22 protein-coding genes and 1 riboswitch are annotated in these 24128 nt (G+C 64.0%); of the genes, 11 read left to right on the top strand and 11 right to left on the bottom strand.

The features are described from left to right. Positions 1-10: 10 nt before the first annotated feature. Together NKH67_RS08835 and NKH67_RS08830 are read right to left on the bottom strand one after the other, a co-directional pair. Positions 11-1006, bottom strand: a complete 996-nt coding sequence (locus NKH67_RS08835) for an ABC transporter permease (RefSeq protein ID WP_352472281.1) — start codon at positions 1004-1006, stop codon at positions 11-13. Positions 1007-1089: 83 nt separating this feature from the next. Beyond that, on the bottom strand, positions 1090-2601 hold the full coding sequence (locus NKH67_RS08830) for a sugar ABC transporter ATP-binding protein (RefSeq protein ID WP_352472280.1): 1512 nt from the start codon (positions 2599-2601) through the stop codon (positions 1090-1092). Between the two features lie 135 nt (positions 2602-2736). Here NKH67_RS08830 and mtnK point away from each other — a divergent pair, with 135 nt between their 5' ends. The 10 genes from mtnK (at position 2737) to dhaL (ending at position 13432) form a co-directional block, all read left to right on the top strand. Next, positions 2737-4008 (top strand): S-methyl-5-thioribose kinase, encoded by a 1272-nt coding sequence (gene mtnK / locus NKH67_RS08825; protein WP_352472279.1) that lies wholly within the window; start codon positions 2737-2739, stop codon positions 4006-4008. Then, positions 4005-5099 (top strand): S-methyl-5-thioribose-1-phosphate isomerase, encoded by a 1095-nt coding sequence (gene mtnA / locus NKH67_RS08820; protein WP_352453242.1) that lies wholly within the window; start codon positions 4005-4007, stop codon positions 5097-5099. The genes mtnK and mtnA overlap by 4 nt, the downstream gene beginning before the upstream one ends. Before the next feature lie 181 nt (positions 5100-5280). Next, positions 5281-6165, top strand: coding sequence for a helix-turn-helix domain-containing protein (locus tag NKH67_RS08815; protein WP_031211585.1), 885 nt, complete (start codon positions 5281-5283; stop codon positions 6163-6165). Positions 6166-6295: 130 nt separating this feature from the next. Continuing rightward, positions 6296-6955: a 2Fe-2S iron-sulfur cluster-binding protein gene (locus NKH67_RS08810; RefSeq protein ID WP_352472278.1), complete on the top strand. Its 660-nt coding sequence runs from the start codon at positions 6296-6298 to the stop codon at positions 6953-6955. A 3-nt stretch (positions 6956-6958) separates the two neighbouring features. Beyond that, on the top strand, positions 6959-7945 hold the full coding sequence (locus NKH67_RS08805; RefSeq protein WP_353030602.1) for an FAD binding domain-containing protein: 987 nt from the start codon (positions 6959-6961) through the stop codon (positions 7943-7945). 71 nt (positions 7946-8016) lie between these two features. Continuing rightward, positions 8017-8487 (top strand): nuclear transport factor 2 family protein, encoded by a 471-nt coding sequence (locus tag NKH67_RS08800; protein ID WP_353030600.1) that lies wholly within the window; start codon positions 8017-8019, stop codon positions 8485-8487. A 96-nt stretch (positions 8488-8583) separates the two neighbouring features. After that, entirely contained in the window at positions 8584-10893 is a 2310-nt protein-coding gene (locus NKH67_RS08795; protein ID WP_352542230.1) for a xanthine dehydrogenase family protein molybdopterin-binding subunit, read from the top strand. 116 nt (positions 10894-11009) lie between these two features. Then, a riboswitch (FMN riboswitch) is annotated at positions 11010-11156 on the top strand. A gap of 77 nt (positions 11157-11233) precedes the next feature. Continuing rightward, positions 11234-11707 carry a 6,7-dimethyl-8-ribityllumazine synthase gene (locus NKH67_RS08790; protein WP_352503004.1) on the top strand — a complete coding sequence of 158 codons (474 nt, stop codon included), beginning with the start codon at positions 11234-11236 and terminating at the stop codon, positions 11705-11707. Between the two features lie 69 nt (positions 11708-11776). Beyond that, positions 11777-12784 (top strand): dihydroxyacetone kinase subunit DhaK, encoded by a 1008-nt coding sequence (locus tag NKH67_RS08785; RefSeq protein WP_353030598.1) that lies wholly within the window; start codon positions 11777-11779, stop codon positions 12782-12784. 9 nt (positions 12785-12793) lie between these two features. Then, positions 12794-13432 carry a dihydroxyacetone kinase subunit DhaL gene (gene dhaL / locus NKH67_RS08780; RefSeq protein ID WP_352835260.1) on the top strand — a complete coding sequence of 213 codons (639 nt, stop codon included), beginning with the start codon at positions 12794-12796 and terminating at the stop codon, positions 13430-13432. On the opposite strand, the gene derI is transcribed toward dhaL, so the two are convergent. The 3 genes from derI to NKH67_RS08765 are packed head-to-tail and all read right to left on the bottom strand — an operon-like array spanning position 13429 to position 15432. Continuing rightward, positions 13429-13872: a D-erythrulose-4-phosphate isomerase gene (gene derI, locus NKH67_RS08775; RefSeq protein WP_023676015.1), complete on the bottom strand. Its 444-nt coding sequence runs from the start codon at positions 13870-13872 to the stop codon at positions 13429-13431. The two genes, dhaL and derI, sit on opposite strands and share 4 nt — an antisense overlap. Positions 13873-13898: 26 nt before the next feature. Next, positions 13899-14657, bottom strand: a complete 759-nt coding sequence (locus tag NKH67_RS08770; RefSeq protein ID WP_353030595.1) for a triose-phosphate isomerase — start codon at positions 14655-14657, stop codon at positions 13899-13901. 10 nt (positions 14658-14667) lie between these two features. Then, a complete protein-coding gene (locus NKH67_RS08765) occupies positions 14668-15432 on the bottom strand; it encodes a DeoR/GlpR family DNA-binding transcription regulator (RefSeq protein WP_023676017.1) in 765 nt (254 codons plus the stop codon). 256 nt (positions 15433-15688) lie between these two features. Between NKH67_RS08765 and fba the strand changes: the two genes are divergently transcribed. Beyond that, complete coding sequence (gene fba, locus NKH67_RS08760; RefSeq protein WP_353030593.1) at positions 15689-16753, top strand: class II fructose-bisphosphate aldolase; 1065 nt, start codon at positions 15689-15691, stop codon at positions 16751-16753. A 47-nt stretch (positions 16754-16800) separates the two neighbouring features. Here the strand turns inward: fba and NKH67_RS08755 are convergent, their stop codons facing one another. From NKH67_RS08755 to NKH67_RS08730, 6 genes are read right to left on the bottom strand one after another with little or no spacing between them, the layout of a single operon-like run. Continuing rightward, positions 16801-17739 (bottom strand): sugar phosphate isomerase/epimerase family protein, encoded by a 939-nt coding sequence (locus tag NKH67_RS08755; RefSeq protein WP_352452428.1) that lies wholly within the window; start codon positions 17737-17739, stop codon positions 16801-16803. Further along, a complete protein-coding gene (locus NKH67_RS08750) occupies positions 17739-19256 on the bottom strand; it encodes a glycerol-3-phosphate dehydrogenase (protein WP_353030590.1) in 1518 nt (505 codons plus the stop codon). The genes NKH67_RS08755 and NKH67_RS08750 overlap by 1 nt, the downstream gene beginning before the upstream one ends. Positions 19257-19275: 19 nt before the next feature. Further along, positions 19276-20316, bottom strand: a complete 1041-nt coding sequence (locus NKH67_RS08745; RefSeq protein ID WP_352978598.1) for a 2-hydroxyacid dehydrogenase — start codon at positions 20314-20316, stop codon at positions 19276-19278. A gap of 7 nt (positions 20317-20323) precedes the next feature. Further along, entirely contained in the window at positions 20324-21886 is a 1563-nt protein-coding gene (locus NKH67_RS08740) for an FGGY-family carbohydrate kinase (RefSeq protein ID WP_353030588.1), read from the bottom strand. Then, positions 21886-23010 (bottom strand): ABC transporter ATP-binding protein, encoded by a 1125-nt coding sequence (locus NKH67_RS08735; RefSeq protein ID WP_352680995.1) that lies wholly within the window; start codon positions 23008-23010, stop codon positions 21886-21888. The genes NKH67_RS08740 and NKH67_RS08735 overlap by 1 nt, the downstream gene beginning before the upstream one ends. After that, positions 23007-24125, bottom strand: a complete 1119-nt coding sequence (locus NKH67_RS08730; RefSeq protein ID WP_352502996.1) for an ABC transporter ATP-binding protein — start codon at positions 24123-24125, stop codon at positions 23007-23009. Before NKH67_RS08730 ends, NKH67_RS08735 begins: the two co-directional genes overlap by 4 nt. Positions 24126-24128: the final 3 nt, after the last annotated feature.

Genomic DNA, 24128 nt, shown 5'->3' with positions numbered 1-24128 from the left:
CGGTCGAACCCTATCTCCTGCCCCTGCCGGAAAGGGCGAAGGTAAAGACAAGGGCGACCACGAGAACCACGCCCTTGACGAAATCCTGCGTGTAGTAAGGCGCGTTCATCATCGTCAGGCCTTGCAGCAGCACGCCGACAAACACCGCGCCGACAGCCGTGCCGAAGGCGTTCGGCTTGGCGGCGCCGAGAACCGCGTAACCGATGAGTGCCGCAGCCACCGCGTCGAGCAACAGATTATTACCCGAGGCGATGTCGCCGCGTCCAAGCCGGGCAGCGAGCAAAATGCCGCCGATCGAGGCAAAAACTCCCGAAATAACGTAGGCCCAGATTTTGTATGCCTTGACAGGCGCGCCGGCGAGTTCTGCGGCGCGTTCGTTGCTGCCGACCGCATACATCATGCGCCCGAAACGCGTGTATTCGAGAAAAAACCAGATCAGCACCGCCAGCACGAGCAGAACGACGACCGACACCGGAATGAGGTTCGGGATGAAGAAATCGAAGCGATGGCGGCCAAGCGCCAGGAACGCGGCGCCGAAGCTGCCGTTGGCGACCGAGCCGTCGGGCATGGTCATGCCGGTGGCGATCGAACGGCCTTCGGTCGGGATGCGCTGCAGGCCGACAAGCAGGAACATCATGCCGAGCGTCGCCAAAAGGTCCGGAACCCGCATATAGACGATCAGCCAGCCATTGATCAGGCCGACGACGGCGCCGATCACAAGACAGACGACGACCGCCACGACAGCGTTCTGCCCCAGCACCACCATGACATAGGCAGCCGCCATCATGGCGCTGGTGGCGACAGAGCCGATCGACAGGTCGAAGCCGCCGACGACCAGCGTGGCGGTGACGCCGAGCGCCAGAACGCCGGTGATGGCGACCGACTGGAAGATGAAGACAGCACTTTGCGGCGAGACGAAACCATCGGCAGCGACGGCGAAATAGCCGATCAGCCCGAACAACAGAACGATGAAGCCGTAGCGAATAGCATTGTCGCGCAGGATCATTCAGCGCTCCCGCACGCCGGCACCGTCTTTATCCAACCCGAATTCATGCCCTCTCCATTCCAATTCTCATCGTCATCCCGCCGTCAGGCTGCGCTGTGCAACGGCCCGCCCGCCACTTCGGCCAGCAGACGCTCGAGATCGACATCGGTATTGCGGTGCTCGCCGACGATCGTCTGCTCCGACATCACCAGGATGCGATCGGCCGTCTCCAGGGCTTCGTCGAGTTCGGTGACGAACAGCAGCGTCGCGCGGCCGTGGGCGCTGGCCCGCAGCTTGGCGGCGATGTCGCGCCTAGCCGAAATGTCGACGCCCTGAAAGGGCTCGTCGAGGATGAAAAGCCTTGCCGCCTGCGACATCCAGCGGGCGACCATCACCTTCTGCTGATTGCCGCCGGAAAGCGACGCCATCTCGTCCCTCTCCGAGCGGCAGACGATGCCGAGCTCCTGGATCTGCTGGCGGGCAATGGCGCGTTCGATACGGCGTTTGAGAACACCGAGACGCGACATGCGGCTGTGGAACGGCAGGCTGATATTCTCCTGGATGTTGAAGTCGCCGACGATGCCGTTTTCGCCTCGGTCCTTGGCGACGAGAAACACACCGGCGGCAATCGCTTCGCCGGTCGATGCCGGAGCATAAGGTTTCCCGTTCAGCACCATGGTCCCGGCCAGCGGCTGGCGCAGGCCGAACAGCGTCTCGGCGAGCACGGTCTTGCCGACACCGACAAGGCCGGTGATGGCAACGACCTCGCCATCGCCGAGGGTCAGCGAGATCGGCCTGGCGCCTTCAGCAATCCGCAGCGCGTCGGCAGTGAAAATTGCTTTGGCCGAATTCCTGGCGACGATCCGCTCGAGCTGGATCTTGCGGCCGAGCATGGCGTTGACCGCACCTTCGTAATCCAGCGGCTTCTTGTCGAAGATACCTGAGATAACCCCATCGCGCATCGAAATGATGCGATCGGCAAGCCGTCTGATATCCGACATACGGTGCGAGATGTAGAGGATGGCCACGCCTTGCTGGCGAAGCCGGTCGAGCAGCGCGAATAGCCGGTCGGCTTCGGCGCTGGACAGCGAGGAGGTCGGCTCGTCGAGGATCAGCACTTTCGGCCGATGCGCCATGGCGCGGGCGATCGCCACCATCTGGCGGTCGGCCAGAGAGAGATCGCTGATCCGGGCCTTGAGGTCGATGGCCAGTCCCATGCGGTGGGCCACCGCCTTTGCCTCGCGACGCACCCGGCCTGGATTGAACAGGGTCGGCACGCCGCTGCCGCTCAACCTGTCGAGGGTAAGGTTGGTGGCGACGTCGAGGTCGGCGACGACACCGTCATTGATGTTCTGGTGGACGGTAACGACGCCGGCGCGGATCGCCTCCGCCGGCGTTTTCGGGTCGAACACGTGACCGGCAAGCGACATCGTGCCGCCGCCATGGTCGTAGACACCACTGATGATCTTGACGAGGGTGGATTTGCCGGCGCCGTTGGCGCCCATCAGCACGGTCACTTCGCCGGCACGCAATTCGAGCGAGACGCCGCCAAGCACCTCGATATGGCCAAAGGATTTCCTCAGGCCGTCGACGCGGAACACGGCATCATTGCCCATTCGTTCCTCCCTGAACATGACGCTATGGGCTATATCGGCAATTGTCAACACGATTGACAATTGCCAGCAGGCTTCCTAGCTTGGCCCGACCGCGTTGGCTCCGCTATCATCGGAGCACATGAGCGGGAGGTGAGGATGACTGGGAAATCGCCGTTCGAAGCACTGTCGGTCGAGACACTGGCGGGCCGTCTCGGTGCCAACGAGGCCCTGTGTTCGCAGATCGGCAAGGATACGAGCCAGTGGAAGGTTCGTGAAGTCGGCGACGGCAATCTGAACCTGGTGTTCATCGTCGAGGGTGCTGAGGGTGCGGCCGTCGTCAAGCAGGCCCTGCCCTACGTCCGGCTGGTCGGCGACAGCTGGCCGCTGCCGCTAAAACGCTCCTTCTTCGAATACCATGCGCTGACGCGGCAACAGGCGCGGGCGCCGGGTTCGGTGCCCTATATCTATCACTTCGACGAAGGCCAGGCGCTGATCATCATGGAGTATCTGTCGCCGCACATTATCCTGCGGCGGGCGCTGATCGAAGGCCGGCAATTGCCCAACATCGCGACAGACATCGGCTTGTTCATGGCCCGCACGCTGTTTCGCGGCTCCGACCTGCATATGGCGACCAAGGACCGCAAGGCCGATCTGGCGCTGTTCGCCGACAATGTCGAACTCTGCGACATCACCGAGAACCTGGTTTTCTCGGATCCGTATTTCGATGCCAAGATGAACCGGCACACCAGCCCGCAGCTCGACGGCATTGTCGCCGAGCTGCGCGCCGACCGCGACCTCAAGGTCGAGGCGCAGCGCATGAAGCACATCTTCGCTGCCAATGCCGAGACGCTGCTGCATGGCGACCTGCATTCCGGCTCGATCATGGTCACCGACACCGAAACGAGGATGATCGACCCCGAATTCGCCTTCTACGGGCCGATCGCCTTCGACGTCGGCATGCTGCTCGCCAATTTCTGGATGGCGTTCTTCTCGCAGCGCGGCCATGAACAGGACGGAAGCCGCGACGCCATGCGTGACTATCTGATCGGCGTTACGGTCGAGACATGGTCGGTGTTTCGCGCCGAGTTCTCGCATCTGTGGCGAACCGAGCGTACCGGCATGCTCTACCAGAAGAGCCTGTTCGAGGATCAGGGCGACAGGCTTGGCGCCGAGCAGGCGCTAGACCACATGCTGCATTCGATCTGGACCGATCTGCTCGGCTTTGCCGGCGTCGAGGTTCACCGGCGAATTCTCGGCCTTGCCCACAATGCCGATTTCGAGACCATTGCCGATCCGGATCTGCGCGCCAGATGTGAGGCAAAGGCGCTGAAATTCGGCCGTCACCTCGCCGTCAACCGGCGCCAGATCCACAGCATCGACGAGGTCAACCGGTTGGCCGCGCTGATCGAACGGGAGAGCAGGATTTGAACGTCGGCGACCGCCACTACCGCACCATCTGGCCGAGTGACGACGGGCGTTCGGTGGAGATCATCGACCAGCGCTGGCTGCCGCATGATTTCCGCATCGAAAAGATCGATACCGTCGCCGGCATCGCCACGGCAATCCGCGACATGTGGGTGCGCGGGGCGCCGCTGATCGGCGTCACCGCGGCCTATGGCGTCGCCATGCAGATGGCCGACGATCCGTCGGATGCAGCACTCGACGCCGTCTGGGCAACCTTGCACGAAACGCGCCCGACGGCGATCAATTTGCGCTGGGCGCTGAACGAAATGCAGCGCTTCCTGCTGACGCTTCCCCTGGCAGAACGTGCCGCGGCTGCCTATCGGCGTGCCGGCGAGATCGCCGACGAGGATGTCGGCCTCAACCGCGCCATCGGCGCCCATGGGCTCGAAATCATCAAGGCGATCGCGGCGCGCAAGCAGCCGGGCGAACCGGTCAATATCCTGACCCACTGCAACGCCGGCTGGCTGGCCACGGTCGACTACGGCACCGCCACCGCGCCGATCTATCTGGCGACGGAAGCCGGCATTCCAGTCCATGTCTATGTCGACGAAACACGACCCCGCAACCAGGGTGCCCAATTGACCGCCTGGGAGATGGCCGGCCACGGCGTGCCGCATACGCTGATCGTCGACAATGCCGGCGGCCATCTGATGCAGCGCGGCCAGATCGACATGGTCGTCGTCGGCACCGACAGGACCACCGCCGACGGCGATGTCTGCAACAAGATCGGTACCTATCTCAAGGCGCTCGCCGCCGCCGACAACGACGTGCCGTTCTATGTCGCGCTGCCGTCGCCGACGATCGACTGGACCGTGGGCGACGGGCTGGCCGACATCCCGATCGAACAGCGCTCGCCCGACGAGGTCTCACTGGTCTGGGGCAAGACCGCTTCCGGCGAGATCGCCCAGGTCCGCGTATCGCCGGAAGGCACGCCGGCGGCCAATCCGGCCTTCGACGTGACGCCGGCGCGGCTGGTCACCGGCTTGATCACCGAACGCGGTGTCGCTACGGCCTCGCGCGAAGGCCTGAGGGCGATGTTTCCCGAGCGCGGATGATCGGCTTTTCCGGGAGGGTGCTCCGGATTTGCCTGATCTCACGATTTCTTGAACACGGCACGGTTAAAAACGCCCGTTACCTGTCCCACATGGACGGCCGGATGCGTAGCGGCGGGGCGGCGCCCAACGCTCGAAGCCGGGGCTGCCCACGGCTCGGCGAGTGAACCAGCGGGATACCGCGATGTCATTCAGACCGTTGCTTGGTGACGGACGGGTTCGGAGCCAGGACGAGAAGTCGGAGCCCCTGCAAACCGCGTCATGGGTCAGCTCCTCGATCGTCTTCGACAACCGGCGGTGGGCGTGCCGGGAGGCGGAGCTCCGCTGGACAGCCCCTCATCATCTGATTGTGCTGACCGAAGAAGGCGGCACGTCCCATACATCCATCCGGCACGAGGCACGATCCCTTTACGACGGAATGGACCGTCCCGGAGCCCTCACCTTCGTCCCGGCAGGCGCGGAACGACAGGGCTTCTATCGCGATGTAAACCTCTCCTATTCAGCCCTGTGGATCGATCCCGATATCGGGCTTCCCGGATGCGAACGCCTGAGGAACCTGCCTATACTGGTAAACAAGAAAGACGCGGTCGTCGCCACGCTCTTGAGTTCGCTTCGTGACGAGATGGCACTCGGCCACAAGCCAGACACTGCCTATGTCGAGCATCTGGTCGCCCTCGTCAGTCTCCGCGTGGCCAACCTGAGCCGGGAGCAACCGCGGTTTGTACGTCACGGCTGTCTCAGCCGCCGGGCACTTGGTCGCGTTCGGGATTACATCGATGCGCATATGAATTCCGACATTTCGCTAAGCGAGCTGGCAGCCGCCGCGGGCATGGCCGTCGACAGTTTTGCGCGTCGCTTCAAGGCGACGACCGGCCTTGCACCCTACGCCTATGTGATCGAGGAACGGGTGCGGCGAGCGGAGGCGCTGCTGCGCGAAACGGGTTTGTCGATCGGTGTCATTGCCTTTCGGCTCGGCTTCTCAAGCCAGAGCCACTTCACCACGACCTTCCGACGTCTGAGGGGCATGACGCCTCGTGCCTATCGGGTGAATTCTTCTCCAGAATCCTGATAGTGCCGCCGGTTTCTTGAAAGAAAGCCGCCGCCCGCACTCCCACCTCCAGTGTCGTTGGGTGACAGAACCCGAGGGTTCGCTCGGGTCAAGTTGCCGTCTGCGCTTCATTGCGGCTGGGAGATCATGCATGGCCAAAACGGACAACAGGAGCGGGCCGACGCGTCGGATGGTATTGGAAGGCGGTGTTGCGACCGGGGTGCTCCTGGCTACCGGACTACCGGTTGACGCCGAGCCGGCCGAGACCGTCACGGCGGCTGCATCGTCCTCGCCGCTACCGACGATGACGATGTCGTTACGGATCAACGCGAAGGATCTTGCCGTCGAGCTCGACCCGCGGACGACGCTGCTCGACGCCCTGCGCAACCATCTCGGCCTCACCGGCTCGAAGAAGGGCTGCGACCACGGCCAGTGCGGCGCATGCACGGTGCTCGTCGATGGGCGCCGGATCAATTCCTGCCTGACGCTTGCCGCAATGCATGAAGGCGACGAGATCACCACTATCGAGGGCCTTGCCGAGGGTGACCGGCTGCATCCGGTCCAGGCCGCCTTCGTCGCCCGCGACGGTTTCCAGTGCGGCTACTGTACGCCAGGCCAGATCTGCTCGGCGGTTGGCATGCTGGGCGAGGCGCGGGCCGGCTGGCCAAGCCATGCGAGCGCCGACGTGGCAGCGGCTTCCGTCGCTCTCACCGATGCCGAGATCCGCGAGCGGATGAGCGGCAATATCTGCCGTTGCGCCGCCTATCCGAACATTGTCGCTGCAATCCGCGACGCGGCAGAGGAGGCATGAGCAATGCAGACCTTCACTTATGAACGTGCGGCGAGTGCTGAGCAGGCGGCGGCCGCGGTTGCGGCCCGGCCGGACGCCAAGTTCATCAGCGGCGGCACCAACCTGCTCGACCTGATGAAGCTCGAGATCGAGCGCCCAGCGCATCTCGTCGACATCAGCCGGCTGCCGCTTGATCGGATCGAGGAGACGGCGGAAGGCGGGCTTCGGGTCGGCGCCCAAGTCCGCAATAGCAATCTCGCCGCCGACCCGCGAGTAAGGTCGCGCTACCCGATGCTCACGCAAGCGCTGCTGGCGGGAGCGTCCGGACAGATACGCAACAAGGCCTCGACAAGCGGCAATCTCCTGCAGCGCACGCGCTGCCCTTACTTCTATGACCGCAACATGCCCTGCAACAAGCGCCAGCCGGGTTCGGGCTGCGCGGCGCTTCAGGGCTTCAACCGCATGCACGCCGTACTCGGCGCGAGCGAAGCCTGCATTGCGGTCCATCCCTCCGACATGGCGGTCGCCATGTCCGGGCTCGACGCCAGGATTGAGACCGTCTCGCCCGGCGGCGAGACCCGCACGATCCCGATCGGCGATTTCCATCGGTTGCCCGAGGCGACGCCCCAGGTGGAGACCGTGCTCGGCCACGGCGAAATAGTCGTCTCGGTTGCCCTGCCGCCGCCGCCACCCGGCCGACAGGTTTACCGCAAGGTGCGCGACCGTGCTTCCTACGCCTTCGCGCTGGTGTCGGTGGCAGCAATCGTCGAGAAAAGCGGCGACCTTATCCGAAGCACTCGGATCGCCATGGGCGGCGTGGCAGCGAAACCCTGGCGCGCGACGGAGGCGGAGCGGAGGCTCGCAGGCGCGGCGGCATCCGACGGTGCCTTTAGCGACGCGGCCGAAGCCGCGCTCGCCGGAGCCGTCGGTCATGGCGCCAATGGTTTCAAGATCCCGCTGGCGAAACGGACGATACGGCACACGCTGGCTGCTGCCGCCGAGAGTGCATGAGGCGATGCGATGACAGAGACGACGACCCCGAACCGCTGTTCCCAGATGCCGGCGCCGAGCAGGAGATCGATATGAAACTCACGCGACGCGCCGTTGCCGCCGCGGGTGGCGGCCTTCTCGTCTCTGCCGCCACAGCCTGGGGCGCCACATCCGACCCGGGAGCTCGTCACGGGCTCGAGGCCGCCGTAGACGCCTTCTTTGCCGGCTGGGCCTCTGGCGACTGGACGGCATTCCTTGACTGTTGCGATGAGACGATGACCTTCCAATTCCCTGTCGGCGAGCAACGAGGCCGACACGGACCGCCAGAGGGCAAACGGGCACTCGCAGCCTGGACCGCCGCGCATCAAGCGCAGGGGAACAGGATCACGAAATCGACCGTCGATCTCAAGCTCCTCGCCGCCGACTGGGTCATCGTCTGCGATCGCGGGAGCGGGACAATCGGTGGCGCGCCCTACACTGGCCTGCATGCGATCTTCATGCGAGCCGGCCCAACAGGGAGGCTGGTCGAGTTTCGCGAGTATTTCGGCGAGATCGCCGCGTGAGCTCCGGCCGCCGCGCGACGAACATGAAGGTGCGAGGAAGCGCGTCGTCGCGGCCTCGATGCCTCCGAACTCCAGATGAAAATCTTTAGGTGACTTATGAACGAGACCATACCCGGACTGCCCGGCTCCGCCACCCATTCAAGGGTGAAACCTCGTGCCGATGCTGGCATCATCGGGCGGCCGATCGACCGCATCGACGGTCCGCTCAAAGTGACGGGCGGCGCCACATACGCTTACGAGAATGAGCTGGATGGTACAGCCTATGGCTACATTCTCGGCGCCTCCGTCGCCAAGGGCCGCATCGCCGAGATCGACACGGCCGAAGCCGAACGGGCGCCGGCAGTGCTGCTCGTCATGACGCACCGGAATGCGCCGGCCCAGCCGGATTTCGGCCCAACGGTCACGCCAACGGTGCCGGAGGTCTTCGCGCGCCCCCGGCCCGCGCTCAACAGCGATCAGGTACGGTATTACGACGAGCCGGTCGCGCTGGTCGTTGCGGAGACGTTCGAGGCGGCGCGCGCTGCTGCGGGCCTCATCAGAGTACGCTACGACGAGGAGCCGGGCCTCTACGATCTACCGGGACATATCGCCGACGCCTACGCGCCAAAGCGGACCAATGCCGGCTTCGAGACCGACAGCGTGGTCGGCGACTTCGAGCGCGCCTTTGCGACGGCGCCGATCAAGATCGATTCCACTTACGGGACCCCCTTCGAACATCACAATCCGATGGAGCCGCATGCGACGCTTGCTGCCTGGTCAGGCAACGAGCTGACGATCCGAACATCGGCGCAGACCCTCGCGAACTTCCGGGCCGGGGTCGCCAGCACGCTTCGCATCCCGCTCGAGCGAGTGCGCATCGTCAGCCCCTTCATCGGCGGAGGCTTCGGCTCCAAGCTGATTGCCCATGCCGACACGATCCTGGCCGCACTTGCAGCGCAGGTGCTGCAGCGCCCCGTGAAGATCGCGCTGACGCGACAACAGATGTTCGCCAATGCCGGTCATCGCGCAGAGATGGTCCAACAGGTACGTCTCGGCGCGGACACTGACGGGCGGCTCACCGGGATCGCGCACGATGTCTGGTCGGCAACGTCCAGCTTCGAGGAGTACTGCGAACAAACGGCAGTTTTTGCGCGCTCGCTCTACGCGGCGCCGAACCGTCTCACCCGCCATCGCCTGGTTCCGCTGGACATCAACCGCGGCGAATGGATGCGCTCGCCCGGCGAAGCGCCCGGCATGCTGGCTTTCGAATGCGCCATGGATGAGCTCGCCGAGCGCGCCGGTCTGGACCCGATCGAACTCAGGATCCGCAACGAACCGGCACAGGATCCCGAGCGCGGCGTGCCGTTCTCCACCCGCAATCTCGTCGCCTGCATGGAGGAAGGCGCCCGCCGTTTCGGCTGGGAGCGGAGAAACCCGACACCGGGCCGAACTCGGGAGGGCCGCAAGCTTATCGGCCACGGCATGGCGGCGGCGATCCGTCCGAACTATATCGGCGCGGCGACGGCGCGGGTTGCGATCGACCGGGACGGTCGGGTGACGGCGCGGCTCGACATGACCGATATTGGGACCGGCACCTATACGATCCTGACTCAGATTGCCGCCGAGAGCCTGGGCCTGCCGATCTCGTCCGTCAAGGTGGAGCTCGGCGACAGCCGCTTCCCGCGTACCGCCGGCTCCGGCGGATCCTGGGGCGCAGCAAGCGCGGGTTCGGCCTTGCATGATGCGTGCAACATCCTCAAGAAACAGATCCTGGAGGCGGCGCAGTCGAACGAAGCCTCGCCGTTGCGCGGCGCGAACGCCACCGAGGCAAGCTTTGCCGACGGCGAGGTCAGGGTCGGCCAGCGATCGGCGAGCCTGGCCGATCTTATCCGAGGGATCTCTCCCGACGGGCTCGAAGCCGAAGGCTCCGTAGCCGCGGGCGCCACCACCCAGTCATACAAGACCTATTCGCAGCATTCCTATGGCGCGCATTTCGCAGAGGTCGCTGTCGATTGCGATACCGGTGAAATCCGCATGCGCCGGATGCTGGCTGTGATCGGCGCCGGCCGTATCCTCAACGCCAAGACCGCGCGCTCGCAAATCATCGGCGGCATGACCTGGGGGATCGGTGCAGCGCTGATGGAGCAGACGGTGCTCGACCCGCGCTACGGCCACTTCGTCAATCACGATCTTGCCGAGTATCATGTGCCGGTCAATGGCGATGTCCCCGATATGGAGGTCGCCTTCCTCGAGGAAGACGACGACAAGGCCAACCCGCTTGGCGCAAAGGGTCTCGGCGAGCTCGGCGTGTGCGGTGCGGGGGCTGCTGTCGCCAACGCCGTTTACAACGCGGCCGGCGTGCGAGTGCGTGAATTTCCCATCACCTTGGACAAGGTGCTGCCTGCCTTACCTGTGATCGCCATTTGACGCTCTCCTCCCTCGCCCTCAACGGTGACCAGGTCGAAACGGATCGCTATTTCTGCGCCATCGACGACGACGCAGGTGGTTGACAGCGCTTTCCGACCCTTCCATACAAACGCCGTCAATGTTCTCAGGGCGGGGTGAAAGTCCCCACCGGCGGTAAGGGTCTCGGCCCAAGCCCGCGAGCGCTTTCCGGTTAGCCGGAGAGGTCAGCAGATCCGGTGTGATTCCGGAGCCGACGGTCACAGTCCGGATGGAAGAGAACGAAATGGAAGACGGTCCGCTTTCGCGGTTCGGACTCCGTATCGTGCGTCCTGATTCTGGTTCGAAACGGAAGGATGGACCCATGAATCAGCATTCCCACAACGACTATGAAGCGATCCGCGTTGCCGTCATTCGCGCGCGTTGGCATGCCGATATCGTCGACCAATGCGTTGAAGCATTCGAGGCGGAACTGGCGGTTCTCGGAGAGAAACGCTTTGCCGTCGATGTCTTCGATGTGCCTGGCGCTTATGAGATTCCCCTGCATGCAAAGACGCTTGCCGTGACCGGCCGCTATGCCGCTATCCTCGGCGCCGCGTTCGTCGTCAATGGCGGCATCTACCGGCACGAGTTTGTTGCAAGCGTGGTCATCGACGGTATGATGAATGTGCAATTGTCGACTGGCGTGCCGGTGCTTTCGGCGGTGCTGACGCCACACAACTACCATGACAGCGCGGACCATCACCGCTTCTTCTTCGAGCATTTCAGGGTCAAAGGCAAAGAGGCGGCCAGTGCCTGCGTGCAACTGCTGGCGGCACGCGAACACATCGCGGCGTGAAACCTCCACCGCCGGGTGGAAATCCCGGTAAGGCGCTGTAGTATCTCACGAAAACCAGGGAGGATGCCGGTGCAGACCAAGAAGATCATCAATGACGGTAACCGCTCCGTCGACGAGATGCTGGAGGGCATCCTGGCCGCGCATCCGCGCCATCTCAGAAGCGCGGACGGCAGTCCGCGCGCCATTATCGCCCGCGACGGACCGCGCCCAGGCAAGGTCGGTCTCGTCATCGGTGGCGGCTCGGGCCACGAGCCGACCTTCCTCGGCTTCGTCGGCAAGGGGCTGGCCGACGCCGCCGCGATCGGCAATGTCTTCGCCTCGCCGCCGCCGGACCCGATCCTCGAATGCGCCAAGGCGGCCAGTGGTGGCGCCGGCGTGCTGTTCATGTACGGCAACTATGCCGGCGACGTGATGAACTTCGACATGGCCGCCGAAATGGCGGCAATGGACGACATCGAGGTGCGCACCGTGCTGACCACCGACGATGTCGCCTCGGCGCCGCGCGACCAGAGGCAGAAGCGGCGCGGCGTCGCCGGCAATTTCTTCATCTTCAAGGCCGCCGGTGCCGCATGCGACCAGATGCTGTCATTCGATGAATGCGAGCGTATCGCCAGGAAGGCCAACGATCACACCTTCACCATGGGCGTGGCGCTGTCGCCCTGCTCGCTGCCGCAGACCCGCCGGCCCAATTTCGAGATCGGACCGGACGAGATGGAGATCGGCATGGGCATCCATGGCGAGCCAGGCATCGCGCGCGGAAAGTTGAAAACGGCCGACGAGATCACCGACGAAATGCTGGACAAGGTCCTCGACGAGATGGCGCCGGCGCGCGGCGATAAGGTCGCCGTTCTGGTCAATTCGCTCGGCTCAACGCCGTTGATGGAGCTCTACATCATGAACCGACGCGTCAAGCAGAGGCTGGATGAGATCAGCGTTTCCGTCCACGCGACCTGGGTCGGCAATTACTGCACCTCGCTCGAAATGGCCGGCGCCTCGGTGACGCTGATGCATCTCGACGGCGAGTTGCAGGCGATGCTCGATCATCCTTGCGACTGCGCCATGTTCCGCGCCGGCTGAGAAAGCATCATGACCTCGATCGATTCAGTCGGCTTGAAAAGAATGTTCGATGAGATCGCGGCGGCGATCGACGCCGACAAGGACAGGCTCTGCCAACTCGACGGCGTCATCGGCGACGCCGACCATGGCATCGCCATGGCACTAGGCTTCACTGCTGCGCGCGATGCACTAGCGCAACTCGACCTCGCGGCGACCGAGCCGACGGCGCTGCTCAACACTGCGGCGAAATCCTTCCTCAACGCGGTCGGCGCCTCGTCAGGCCCGCTCTATGCGACCGCCTTCATGCGCGGTGCCGCCGCCGTCAAAGGCAAGGCAATTCTGGAGGACGCTGACATTATCGCCATGCTCCGGGCGATGGCGCAAGGCATCCAGGATCGCGGCAAGGCCGAGCTCGGCGAAAAGACCATGGTCGACGCCTGGCTGCCGGCGGCGCAAGCAGCGGGTGCCGCGCAGCAAGCCGGCAAGAGCCTGTGCGGGAGCCTGGAAGCCGCACTCGCCGCAGCCGAACAAGGCGCCGAGACGACCAAGGGCATGATCGCCGCCAAGGGCCGCTCATCGCGGCTCGGCGAGCGCTCGCTCGGGCATATGGACCCCGGCGCCGCGTCGGCCGTGACGATCATCAGGGCGATGCGGAACAGTCTGGCTTAGCCCCGCTTCGCCGCGTCGAGCCTGTCGATGGCCTGGACATTGCCGGCCGATGGTCCCTTCTCATCGAATTCCGATGCGAGCCAGGCGTCGACGATCGACTTGGCCAGTTCCGGGCCGATGACGCGCGCGCCCATGGTGATGATCTGGGCGTTGTTGGATTTCGCGGCGCGCTCTGCCGAATAGGTGTCGTGGGTGAGTGCGGCGCGAATGCCGGGCACCTTGTTGGCGGATATGGATACGCCGATGCCGGTGCCGCAAAACAGGATGCCGCGATCGTTTTCGCCGTCCAGGATGGTCTGGGCGAGCTTCTGTGACAGGTCGGCATAGTAGCCCGACTGGCTGAGGTCGCTAACCGTGAGGCCGGGCTTGGTAGCAAGGTGAGCGGCAATGACGTCGAGCAGCGGCTTACCGGCGCTATCAGCTCCAATGGCAATTTTCATGTTCCGTTTCCTTCCTGTTTGGTGATTCAGATCGCCGCCGAGGCCCGCTTGAGGATGTCGATATAGCCGTCCGCCTGCCAGGCCGAGCGGCCGATGAACAAGCCGTCGATGTTGGGCTGGCCGACCAGTTCGGCGGCATTTTGCGGATTGACGCTGCCGCCATAAAGCAACGGCGGCACCACCGGCAGCAGGTCGCGTGCGATTTTCTTGATTAGCGCCTGCTGCCTGTCGGCATAGTCCGAACTGGCCGGCACGCCCTTGTCGCCGATCGCCCAGACGGGCTCATAGGCAAACAGGATCGTCGCCGCCTTCGCCGCGCCTTCGAGAAACTGCAGCGCGCCGTGCACCTGCAAGGCCAGCACCGCAGCGGCCTGCCCGCTGTCGCGTTGAGCCAGGGTCTCGCCGACGCAGATGAGTGGCACGAGACCATGCTTCACCGCCGCCGCAGTCTTCAGACCGACGGCGTTGTCGGTCTCGCCGAAATGCTCGCGCCGTTCGCTGTGGCCGAGCTCGACCATGTCGAGGCCGCAGTCTTTCAGCATGACCGGCGAGATCTCGCCGGTCCAGGCGCCGGCGTCGGCCCAATGCATGTTCTGCGCGCCGACCTTGATGCGCGTCGGCGACAGCGCTTTCTTGACCTCGCGGATCGCCGTGAAGGGCGGGATGACGAAAGGCTGGATGCGCTCGTCGAAACCGGGGACGAACTCCGCCAGCGCCTCGGCGAAAGCCATCGCCTCGGCGAGCGTCTTGTTCATTTTCCAGCTGGTGCCGACCCAATAAACCATACGTGCCCTCCTATTCTGCGATCACTGTCAGCGAAACGCCGGCACCATCCAGCGCGGCGCGCATCTGCGGCTGCGGCTCGCGGCCGGTGAAGACCGTGTCAAAGGCCTTGAGATCTGTCAGGAAGTGCAAGGCAGTGCGGCCGAATTTCCCATGATCGACCAGCAGATATTTGCGCGCTGCTGCGGCCATCATCAGCCGTTTGGTCTGGACCACTTCCTGATCCTGGTGAAAGGCAGAGGCACCATGGATGGCCGATGACGACAGGAACGCGACATCGGCGCGCAATGATTTCAGCGTGTCCTCGGCGAGCAGGCCGAAGAAGCCGTGAAACTTCTTGTTGTATTGGCCGCCGAGCGCAATCAGGTTGATGCCGGCAACGCCCGCCAAATCCTGGATGACGGCCAGATTGTTCGAGATCACCGTCAGCGGACGCAGATCGGCAAGATGCCGAGCAACGCCGCCCGCGGTTGAGCCATCGTCGATGATCACCGTCTGACCCGGTTCGATCATCGTCACGGCAGCGGCGGCGATGCGCTTCTTCTCGTCGCCGGCCAGCCGCTGGCGGTAGCGGAAATCGCTCTCGAAAAGGCTGCTCGGCTGGATCGAGGCGCCGCCGCGCACCTTGCGCAGGAAGCCGCTTTCCTCGAGCTCGTCGAGGTCGCGGTGGACAGTCATCTTTGACACGCCGAAGCGTGAGGCAAGATCGTCGACACTGGCGGTGCCGATGTCCATCAGAAAATCCATGATGCCTTGCCGACGGCCGTCGCTCTTCATTTCCGCGGCTTCCTCGTGCAATCCGGTTCCGAGATATAACAGCAAACGTCGCACAAGCCACCAAATTTTTTGTGATAATGTTATATCTCTATGGGATATCATGACGCTTCTGGTCGCGTCCTGTAACAAGAATTGCTGCCGGTCGAGCGCCCAGCGGTTGCGGTGCCGCGGAAATCCGGCCAGAAGCATCAGGGGCTCGACGACAACCGAACGGCCCGCAAACACTGGCTCGAAACCGGATACGGGAGACTACTGAGTGGCTCGCATCACACTGAGACAATTGCTCGATCATGCCGCCGAATACGGCTATGGCGTGCCTGCCTTTAACATGAACAATATGGAACAGGGCCTCGCCATCATGGAGGCAGCCGAGGAGACCAAATCGCCGGTTATCCTGCAGGCGAGCCGCGGCGCGCGAGCCTACGCCAACGATGTGGTGCTAGCCAAGCTGATCGACGCGCTGGTCGAAATCCATCCCAATATCCCGGTCTGCATGCATCTCGACCATGGCAACAACGAAGCGACCTGCGTCACCGCGATCCAGCACGGCTTTACCTCGGTGATGATGGACGGATCGCTGAAGGAAGACGGCAAGACGCCGGCCGACTACGCCTATAATTCCGGCATCACCCGCCGCGTCGTCGACATGGCGCATTGGGGCGGCGTCTCGGTGGAAGGCGAGATCGGCGTCCTTGGATCGCTTGAGATGGGCGGCGGCGAGCAGGAAGACGGCCATGGCGTCGAGGGCGTCATCAGCCACGACCAGCTGCTGACCGATCCCGTGCAGGCCGAACAGTTCGTGCGCGACACCCGTGTCGATGCGCTGGCAGTCGCCATGGGCACCAGCCACGGCGCCTACAAGTTCAGCCGCAAGCCGGACGGCGCTGTACTGGCCATGAACGTCATCGAGGAAATCCACCGCCGTCTGCCGAGTATGCATCTCGTCATGCACGGCTCGTCCTCGGTGCCGGAGGAGTTGCAGGAGATCATCAACAAATATGGCGGCCAGATGAAGCCGACATGGGGCGTGCCGGTCGAAGAGATCCAGCGCGGCATCAAGCACGGGGTGCGCAAGATCAATATCGATACCGACAACCGCATGGCGCTGACCGGCGCAATCCGCAAGGTGCTGACCGAGAACCCGAGCGAATTCGATCCGCGCAAATATCTGACGCCGGCAATGGCCGCGATGCGGAAGCTGTGCAAGGAGCGCTTCGAGCAATTCGGCACCGCCGGCAACGCACCGAAGATCAAGCCGCTGCCGCTGTCGGAAATGGCCAAGCGCTACAAGTCCGGAAGCCTCGATCCGAAATTTGGCTGACGTATTCCGGCTCTGAGCAGGAGCTGCCTCAGCTCCTGCTCATCCGATCATGCTCGCGGCAAGAGATCGGCCCTGCCGGTCTCGATAAAGGGTGCCCAGTAGTCGACCGACTCGCGGATCATGGCGATGACCTGGTGGTCGACGGGCTCGCGCTCGCGGAACGACAATTCGAGGCAGATCTCGTTGTCGACGCCGCCGCCACGGCGAACCGTCTCCAGCAGCTTTTCCGGCGTGATGCGGCCGTCCTTGTTGTGAGCGGCAATGAACGGCCAGTGACCACCCTTATTCATCGACGACTGCTTGACGTGGATGATCGGCGATTGCCTGGGAAAGGCTTCGGCCCAGGCATAAGGGTCGGTGTCCGCCGGATTGCTCGAGGTCACGTCGCCATGGTCGATGTCGACCATCATCTTGAACGGGACGGCCATGCCGGCCGCTTCGATCTCGCGCTGCAGTGCCCGGCAGCTTTCGATCGTATGGCCGAATTCGCGGCCGACCGACATCGGCTCCCAGAACAGGTAGGTCAAGCCGGCTGCTTTGGCATGCTCGGCGACCTCGCGCCAGCATTCCAGCGCGATGTCGAAAAGCCGCGCGCGACGCTCCGGATTGTCGTAATCCCGGTGGGTGAAGATCGCGAATTGCGTGCCCATGCCCGCGGCGCCGAGCTCGGCCGAAACTTCTGAAAAGGTCTTGAACCAGTCGACGTAGTAGCGCCGCACGTCGGCATCGGGGTGGCCGAAATGATTGAGCCGGCCGTAAGGGCCGGTCATCGCGGAGGTCACGCGCACACCGGTGCGGTTGAGCGCGGAGCGGAACAGGCGGACGAATTTGGCGATCGTCGCCGCCGGCCAGCCGGGATTGACGAATTCATGGGTGAGTTGGACGTCCCTGATACCGATCTGATAGGCGATCGCGTCGATCAGGTCGTCCGGCTCCGCAAAGCGGTTGACCAGCGGATTGGTGTTGAGCGAAAGCGTAAAGGCCATCAGCCGGCCTTTGCCAGCCGGCTCGAGCACCAGTCCTCGAAGGCGGTTCTTTCCGCGGCGGACAGATGCAGGCCGTGCTTGGTGCGCCTTTCGAGAATATCGGCGGCGGTCTCGGCCCATTCATGCTCGAACAGGTAATTGGCTTCGCGCTCGAAAAAATCCTTGCCGAAGCGCCGGCCCAGTTCGGCGAGCGAGGTGGCCGCGCCGACCAGATCGCGCGTCCTTGTGCCGAAGAGCCTGCCGTAATGCTTGACCAGCGATGCCGGCATCCAGGGAAATTCATGGCCGAGGTCGCCGAGGAACTGCTCGAAATCGGCATTGGCGATATCGCCGCCCGGCAGGTGCCCTTTCGAGGTCCACGGCTTGCCCATTTTCGGAAAGAACGGGGCGATACGGTCGAGCGCGTGCTCGGCCAATTTGCGGAAGGTGGTGATCTTGCCGCCGAAGACCGAAAGCAGCGGCGCCTGCCCAGCCGGTGCGTCGAGTTCGAATATGTAATCGCGGGTCACCGCGCTCGGATTGTCGGCGTTGTCGTCATAGAGCGGCCTGACGCCGGAAAACGAGTAGACGACGTCGCTTCGTGCGAGCTGGCGCTTGAAGTAGCGATTGACTGCCTTGATCAGGTAATCGATCTCGCCGGCATCCGCGGTCACGTCCTCCGGCCGCCCTTCATAGGGAATGTCAGTGGTGCCGATCAGCGCCAGATCGTCCTGATAGGGATTGATGAAGATCACCCGCTTGTCGCTGTTCTGAACGAGATAGGCCTGCCGCCCTTCCCAGAATTTCGGCACAACGATGTGGCTGCCCTTGACCAGGCGCACGTTGCGCCTGGAATTCTGGCCGGCGACGCGGTTGATGACGTCGTTGACCCAGGGTCCGGCGGCGTTGATCAGCGCCCGTGCCCGGACTGTGGTCCTGACGCCGGTTCGACCGTCGCGCATCTCCACCGACCACAGGCCGTTTTCGCGGCGGGCGGCGGTGCAGGCAGTGCGGGTGAATATCCTGGCCCCACGCTCCGCGGCGTCGAGCGCATTGATGACGACGAGGCGGGCGTCGTCGACCCAGCAGTCGGAATATTCGAAGCCGCGCTTGAAGCTGTCCTTGATCGGCGCGCCTTCTGGCGCGGTGCGCAGGTCGAGCGTACGCGTGGCCGGCAGCCGCTTGCGGCCGCCAAGATGGTCGTAGAGGAACAGGCCGAGCCGCACCAGCCAGGCCGGCCGGTCATCGGGGCTGTGTGGCAGCACGAAGCGCATCGGCCAGATGATGTGCGGCGCGGATTCGAGCAGCACCTCGCGTTCGATCAGCGCCTCCCGCACCAAGCGGAACTCGTAATATTCGAGATAGCGCAAACCGCCATGAACGAGCTTTCCCGATCGCGAACTGGTGCCCTCGGCAAGATCGTCCTTTTCGCAAAGAATGACCGACAGGCCCCGGCCCGCCGCATCGCGCGCGATTCCGGCGCCATTGACACCGCCGCCGATGACGAAGAGGTCGACGATTTCGGTTTCACCGTTCATCTCGCTCTATGCCCTGTCGTCAGCATGGATTGACCGGAGGCAGCCCGGCGATGTAGCGGCGCACTTCCTCGGCCGCCTGCTCGGCCGCGTAGGTCACGGTGCGTACCGACGCGCCGGCGATATGCGGCGTCAGCGTCACGTTCGGCAGTTGCAACAGCGGCCAGTCGGCAGGCACCGGCTCGACGGCGAACGTCTCCAGCATAGCGCTGCCGATCTGCCCCGAGACGAGCGCCTCGTAGAGCGCATCGTAGTCGACCAGCGGTCCGCGCGCGGTATTGACGAAGATTACGCCGGGTTTCATCCGGGCGATGGCGTTCTTGCCGATCAGGCCGCGCGTCTCCTCGGTGACCCGGGAATGCAGCGTGACCACATCGGAGCGCGACAGCAGATCGTCCAGCGCAACCAGTTCGACGCCGGCATTGCGGTCCTCGGCGCTCAATTGCACATAGGGATCGCAAACCAGGATGCGGCAGCCGAAGGCGCGCAGCAGGCGAACCAGCCTGGTGCCGATATTGCCGTAGCCGATGACACCGACGGTCATTTCGTTGAGCTCGCGGCCGGTGCGATCGGCGCGGTAGAGATCGCCGCGCCATTCGCCCTTGCGCAAGGCTTCGTGACCGACGCGGATCAGCCGCGTTTCAGCGAGAATGGCGCCGATGGTGAACTCGGCCACGGCGCTGGCGTTGCGGCCGGGCACATTGACCACGATGATGCCGTGGGCCTTGGCGGCGGCCATGTCGATGTTGATCGGTCCGCCGCGCGAGACCGCAACCAGCTTGAGCGTGGGCAGGCGCTGCATCATGCTTTCGGAGAGCGGCGCAAGCTGGGTGACGAAGATTTCGGCGTCGCCGATGAAATCCACCACCTCGTCGGGATCGCCGAAATACTCCTTGACCTTGTCCAGACCAAGCGCGGCATTGCCGAATTGCATCGGCTCGTCGGGCCAAGCGGTCTCAATGCTGCGGATGTCGAGATTGTCGCCGCAGGCCGCCTCGATTTTCTCGCGAAACACTTCCGGAAGCATGAAGCGGTCGCCGATGATCGCAATTTTCTTGGGCATGCTCTTCTCAATTCACGTCGGTTTGCCTGGACGCGGCGATCGAGTGCCAGACCGGCCGCAGCGCCTCATGCGCCAATGTGTAGGACGGAGCCATCGCCTCATAGGCAGCGGCGAGTTTCCGATCGCTGGGTTCGGCCGTACGGAGCAAAGGCGTGACCCATTCGCTGACGCAATCGTCCATTGATGCGTATTGGCCGACGCAGACCGCAGCAATCATTGCGGCGCCCGCAGCACCGGCCTCCTCGCGCTCGCTGGTGCGAATGTCGGCTCCGACCGCAGCACCCAGGATCTTGCGCAGAGCCGGGCTCCTGGCCGCTCCGCCGGTCAGGCGGATTTCCTTGGGCAGTGGCCCCATGGCGGCGTAGCAATCGCGTGCCGCGAAAGCCAGCCCCTCGAACACCGCGCGGACCATGTCGGCATAGCCGTGCCTGGACGAAATGCCGATGAAGCCGGCCCTGGCATTGGCATCGACGAACGGCCCGCGCTCGCCGGCCTCCGAGACATAGGGCTGGTAGAGCAGCGAGCCTGGCTCGGACGACGATATCCACTGGTCGACCAGCGCGATCATCTCGCCATTGGTCCGCGTAATACCTTGCGAGGCGAGAATGCCGGAGGCGAGGCCAAGGACCCAGTCGATATTGAGCGTTGCCGCCATGTTCGACTGCATCTGCGCAAAGACGCCGGGTGCCGGCATCGTCATCGTGTAGCCGGTTGCAGCCTCGTTGAGCAGAACCTCGTCCGGCGTTTCGGCAAGCCGCATATGCATTCCGGTGGAGCCGATGATCGAGCATCCCGGCTTGCGTTCGCGATCGAACAGGCCGGCACCGAGCGCCGTGCAGGCGACATCGACATAGGCCAGAACGACCGGTGTGCCGGCGAGCAGGCCAGTCGCATCGGCTGCTGCCACCGACAGCGAGGTGCTTTGCCTTGTGCCATCGACGATGGGCGGCAACAGATGCCGGAGATCGGTGACGCCGAGTACCTCGAGCACATCATCGCAATAGCCGCGCGTGCGGAAGTCGCCGAAGGTGAAGGTGCCCTCGGACGGGTCGGTGGCGCGGTGGCCGGTCAACTTGAAATAGAGCCAGTCCTTGCAGTGGAACGCCGTCGCTGCATTGGCAAGCATCGCGGGCATGTGGCGCTTCATGAACACGAACTGCGATCCCTGCTGGCAGGCAGCGAGCCCGCTGCCGGTCTTTTCGAAGCGCAGCCGGTCCTCCGGCCGCGCGCGGATCTCCTCGACGACCGCGGCAGCGCGCGCGTCGAGCCACAGCCAGCCCTTGGCAACCGGCTCGCCATCCTTGTCAATCAGCCAGGTACCGTCGCCCTGCCCGGTCACGGCGATGGCAATGGTCCGGCTGGCGAGATCCGGCACCTTGTCGGCAAGCTCGCGCAAGGTCGTCGCGGTATCGGCCCAGGTGCGTGTCAGGTCCTGCTCGGCGCCGCCGCCCGGCAGTGTCTCGTATTTATTGGGCAGCGCGGCGGACGCGATCTGCCTGCCCGCCGTGTCAAAGGCGACGGATTTTATGACAGACGTGCCGGCGTCGATGCCGATCAGCACATCCTGCATCAAGCCAGCTCCGTGCCGTGCGAAATGGCATTGCCGCTCGCCTGATCGAAGACGTGAAGGTTTTTCGGATCGATGCTGATCTTGATCGGCGCGCCAAGCTCCAAGCGGGTTCGGTCATGTTCGACCAGGACCAGCGAACCGCCGGCGAAATCGGCGGCGATATGGGTCTGGTCGCCGAGCCATTGATTGGCCGAAACCGTCGCCGGCACACCATCCTTCGAGCGGCGGACCGCATAGGGCCTGACGCCGATGACGACGCGCTGCCGGTTGAGCAATTCGTCGCGAACCGGGCCGCTGAACGCATCCTTGTCGTAGTCGAGCGAAAGCCCGTCGGGCAGCTTGAGACTGATCTTGCCGGCAGCCGTGCCGACATAGGCCTCGAAGACATTCATCGGCGGCTCGCCAACGAACGTGCCGGTGAACAGGTTTGCCGGCCGCTCCTTGAGCCTGTCAGGCGTATCGAACTGCTGCAGCACGCCGCCCTCCATGACGGCAATGCGGTCGGCAAGCGCGTTGGCCTCGGTCTGGTCGTGGGTGACCAGGATCGCGGTCAGGCCGCGCTCCTTGATGAAATGCTTGATCCGGCCGCGCAGCACGGCGCGAAGCTGCGGCTCGAGCTGGCCCATCGGCTCGTCCAGCAGATGCAGGTCGGCCTCGCGGATCAGCGCCCGGCCAAGGCTGGCGCGCTGCTGCTGGCCGCCGGAGATCGAGCTCGGATAGCGCTCGAGAATGTCCTCGATCTCGAGCAGCTTGGCGATGTTGGCAACCTTTGCATCGACCGCACTCTTCGCCAGCCTGGCGGCCTTGAGGGCGAAGGCCATGTTCTCGCGCACGGTCAGCGGCGGGTAGAGCGAATAGCCCTCGAAGGCCATTGCGACGTTGCGCCTGACCGGCGGCAGCATGTGCACTTTGCGGCCGGCAACCGCGATGGCGCCGCGCGAGACCTCTTCGAAGCCTGCGATCATGCGCAATGTCGAGGTCTTGCCGCAGCCGGAGGAGCCGAGCAGCGCCACGATCTCGCCCTTGACGATTTCCATCGTCAGGTTCTTGACGGCGTGTACGCCACGGTCAATCGGACCGTAGAACTTGTCGACGCCCGAAATGGTGATTGCGGTCGGGCTCATGCCGCTTCTCCGCTGCGCAAATTGACGACGTTTTTCGAGCCGATGCGCTCGCCGCTTGTGCGATCGAACAAAAGGGCGCTTTTACTGTCGACGGCAATGTAGACCTTGCCCTCGGATTGGCCCGGTGTCCCGGAAGGACGCGAAACCAGAATTTCACGGCCGCGCACGGTGCGCACCAGCGTGACGATCTTCTCGTTGAGCGGCGTCTCAGCCTCGACCGTCACCGGGATGGCGCCGAGCGTGCGTTCATCGACAAACGCCAGCGCCTCCGGCCGCAAACCGATCACGCAGTCGCGGCCGACCGCCGCCTCATGAGCGCCGGCAAGATGGACCTGGACGTTGGACAGGCCGACATAGATGCCCTTGGCGTCCCGCGCCGGCTTGACATCCAGAAGGTTGATGGTCGGGTCGCCGAACAGCCGGGCAATCTCGACATTGGCCGGCTCGCGATAGATCTGCTCGGGCGTGCCGAGCTGTTTGACGACGCCCTGCGACATCACCGCGATGCGGTCGCCGAGCGCCATCGCTTCCTTGTAGTCCTGGGTCACGTAGATGACGGTCGCGCCACGATCCGCCAGCAGTCTTGGCAATTCCAGCCGCATTTCGAACCGCAACTTGGCATCGACGTTGCGCAAGGGATCATCGAGCAGCAGCAGCGGCGGCGACCCGACCAGGGCGCGGGCAAGCGCGGTGCGTTGCTTCTGGCCATTGGACAGCGCCCGCGGCTTGTGGCTGAGCACATGGCCGATTTTCAACAGCTTGGCGACGCTCTCGACGCCGGTCTTTATCGTGCCTTGCGATGAGTGCTTCGCCTGCAGCGGCGTCGCAATGTTATCGAACGCCGTCATATGCGGGAACAGCGCGAAGTTCTGAAATGCCATGCCGACGCCGCGGAACTCGGCGTCGAGATCGGTCATGTCCTCGCCGCCGATGAGTATCTTTCCCTCGTCGGGGTCGATGACGCCGGCCACCAGCCGCAGCAGCACGGTCTTGCCGGCGCCGGACGGCCCGAACAGGACCAGCGTTTCGCCGTCGGCGACGGTCAGCGACAGATTGTCGAGAACAGTCTGGCTTTTATAGCGCTTGACGATGTTTCGCAGTTCGAGGCTTGCCATCGG

Source organism: Mesorhizobium sp. M0968, assembly GCF_040319065.1.
Lineage (GTDB): Bacteria > Pseudomonadota > Alphaproteobacteria > Rhizobiales > Rhizobiaceae > Mesorhizobium.
This window is presented reverse-complemented; position numbering and strand designations above follow the sequence as displayed.

Coding starts and splice junctions, on each gene's coding strand:
- NKH67_RS08830 (WP_352472280.1), bottom strand. CDS start 2,601: ATGGGCAATGATGCCGTGTTCCGCGTCGACGGCCTGAGGAAATCCTTT.
- NKH67_RS08800 (WP_353030600.1), top strand. CDS start 8,017: ATGAAACTCACGCGACGCGCCGTTGCCGCCGCGGGTGGCGGCCTTCTC.
- NKH67_RS08790 (WP_352503004.1), top strand. CDS start 11,234: ATGAATCAGCATTCCCACAACGACTATGAAGCGATCCGCGTTGCCGTC.
- NKH67_RS08795 (WP_352542230.1), top strand. CDS start 8,584: ATGAACGAGACCATACCCGGACTGCCCGGCTCCGCCACCCATTCAAGG.
- NKH67_RS08810 (WP_352472278.1), top strand. CDS start 6,296: ATGGCCAAAACGGACAACAGGAGCGGGCCGACGCGTCGGATGGTATTG.
- mtnK (WP_352472279.1), top strand. CDS start 2,737: ATGACTGGGAAATCGCCGTTCGAAGCACTGTCGGTCGAGACACTGGCG.
- NKH67_RS08750 (WP_353030590.1), bottom strand. CDS start 19,256: ATGAACGGTGAAACCGAAATCGTCGACCTCTTCGTCATCGGCGGCGGT.
- NKH67_RS08770 (WP_353030595.1), bottom strand. CDS start 14,657: ATGGTTTATTGGGTCGGCACCAGCTGGAAAATGAACAAGACGCTCGCC.
- NKH67_RS08755 (WP_352452428.1), bottom strand. CDS start 17,739: ATGGCCTTTACGCTTTCGCTCAACACCAATCCGCTGGTCAACCGCTTT.
- NKH67_RS08745 (WP_352978598.1), bottom strand. CDS start 20,316: ATGCCCAAGAAAATTGCGATCATCGGCGACCGCTTCATGCTTCCGGAA.
- NKH67_RS08815 (WP_031211585.1), top strand. CDS start 5,281: ATGTCATTCAGACCGTTGCTTGGTGACGGACGGGTTCGGAGCCAGGAC.
- NKH67_RS08740 (WP_353030588.1), bottom strand. CDS start 21,886: ATGCAGGATGTGCTGATCGGCATCGACGCCGGCACGTCTGTCATAAAA.
- NKH67_RS08805 (WP_353030602.1), top strand. CDS start 6,959: ATGCAGACCTTCACTTATGAACGTGCGGCGAGTGCTGAGCAGGCGGCG.
- NKH67_RS08735 (WP_352680995.1), bottom strand. CDS start 23,010: ATGAGCCCGACCGCAATCACCATTTCGGGCGTCGACAAGTTCTACGGT.
- dhaL (WP_352835260.1), top strand. CDS start 12,794: ATGACCTCGATCGATTCAGTCGGCTTGAAAAGAATGTTCGATGAGATC.
- derI (WP_023676015.1), bottom strand. CDS start 13,872: ATGAAAATTGCCATTGGAGCTGATAGCGCCGGTAAGCCGCTGCTCGAC.
- NKH67_RS08835 (WP_352472281.1), bottom strand. CDS start 1,006: ATGATCCTGCGCGACAATGCTATTCGCTACGGCTTCATCGTTCTGTTG.
- NKH67_RS08765 (WP_023676017.1), bottom strand. CDS start 15,432: ATGAAGAGCGACGGCCGTCGGCAAGGCATCATGGATTTTCTGATGGAC.
- NKH67_RS08730 (WP_352502996.1), bottom strand. CDS start 24,125: ATGGCAAGCCTCGAACTGCGAAACATCGTCAAGCGCTATAAAAGCCAG.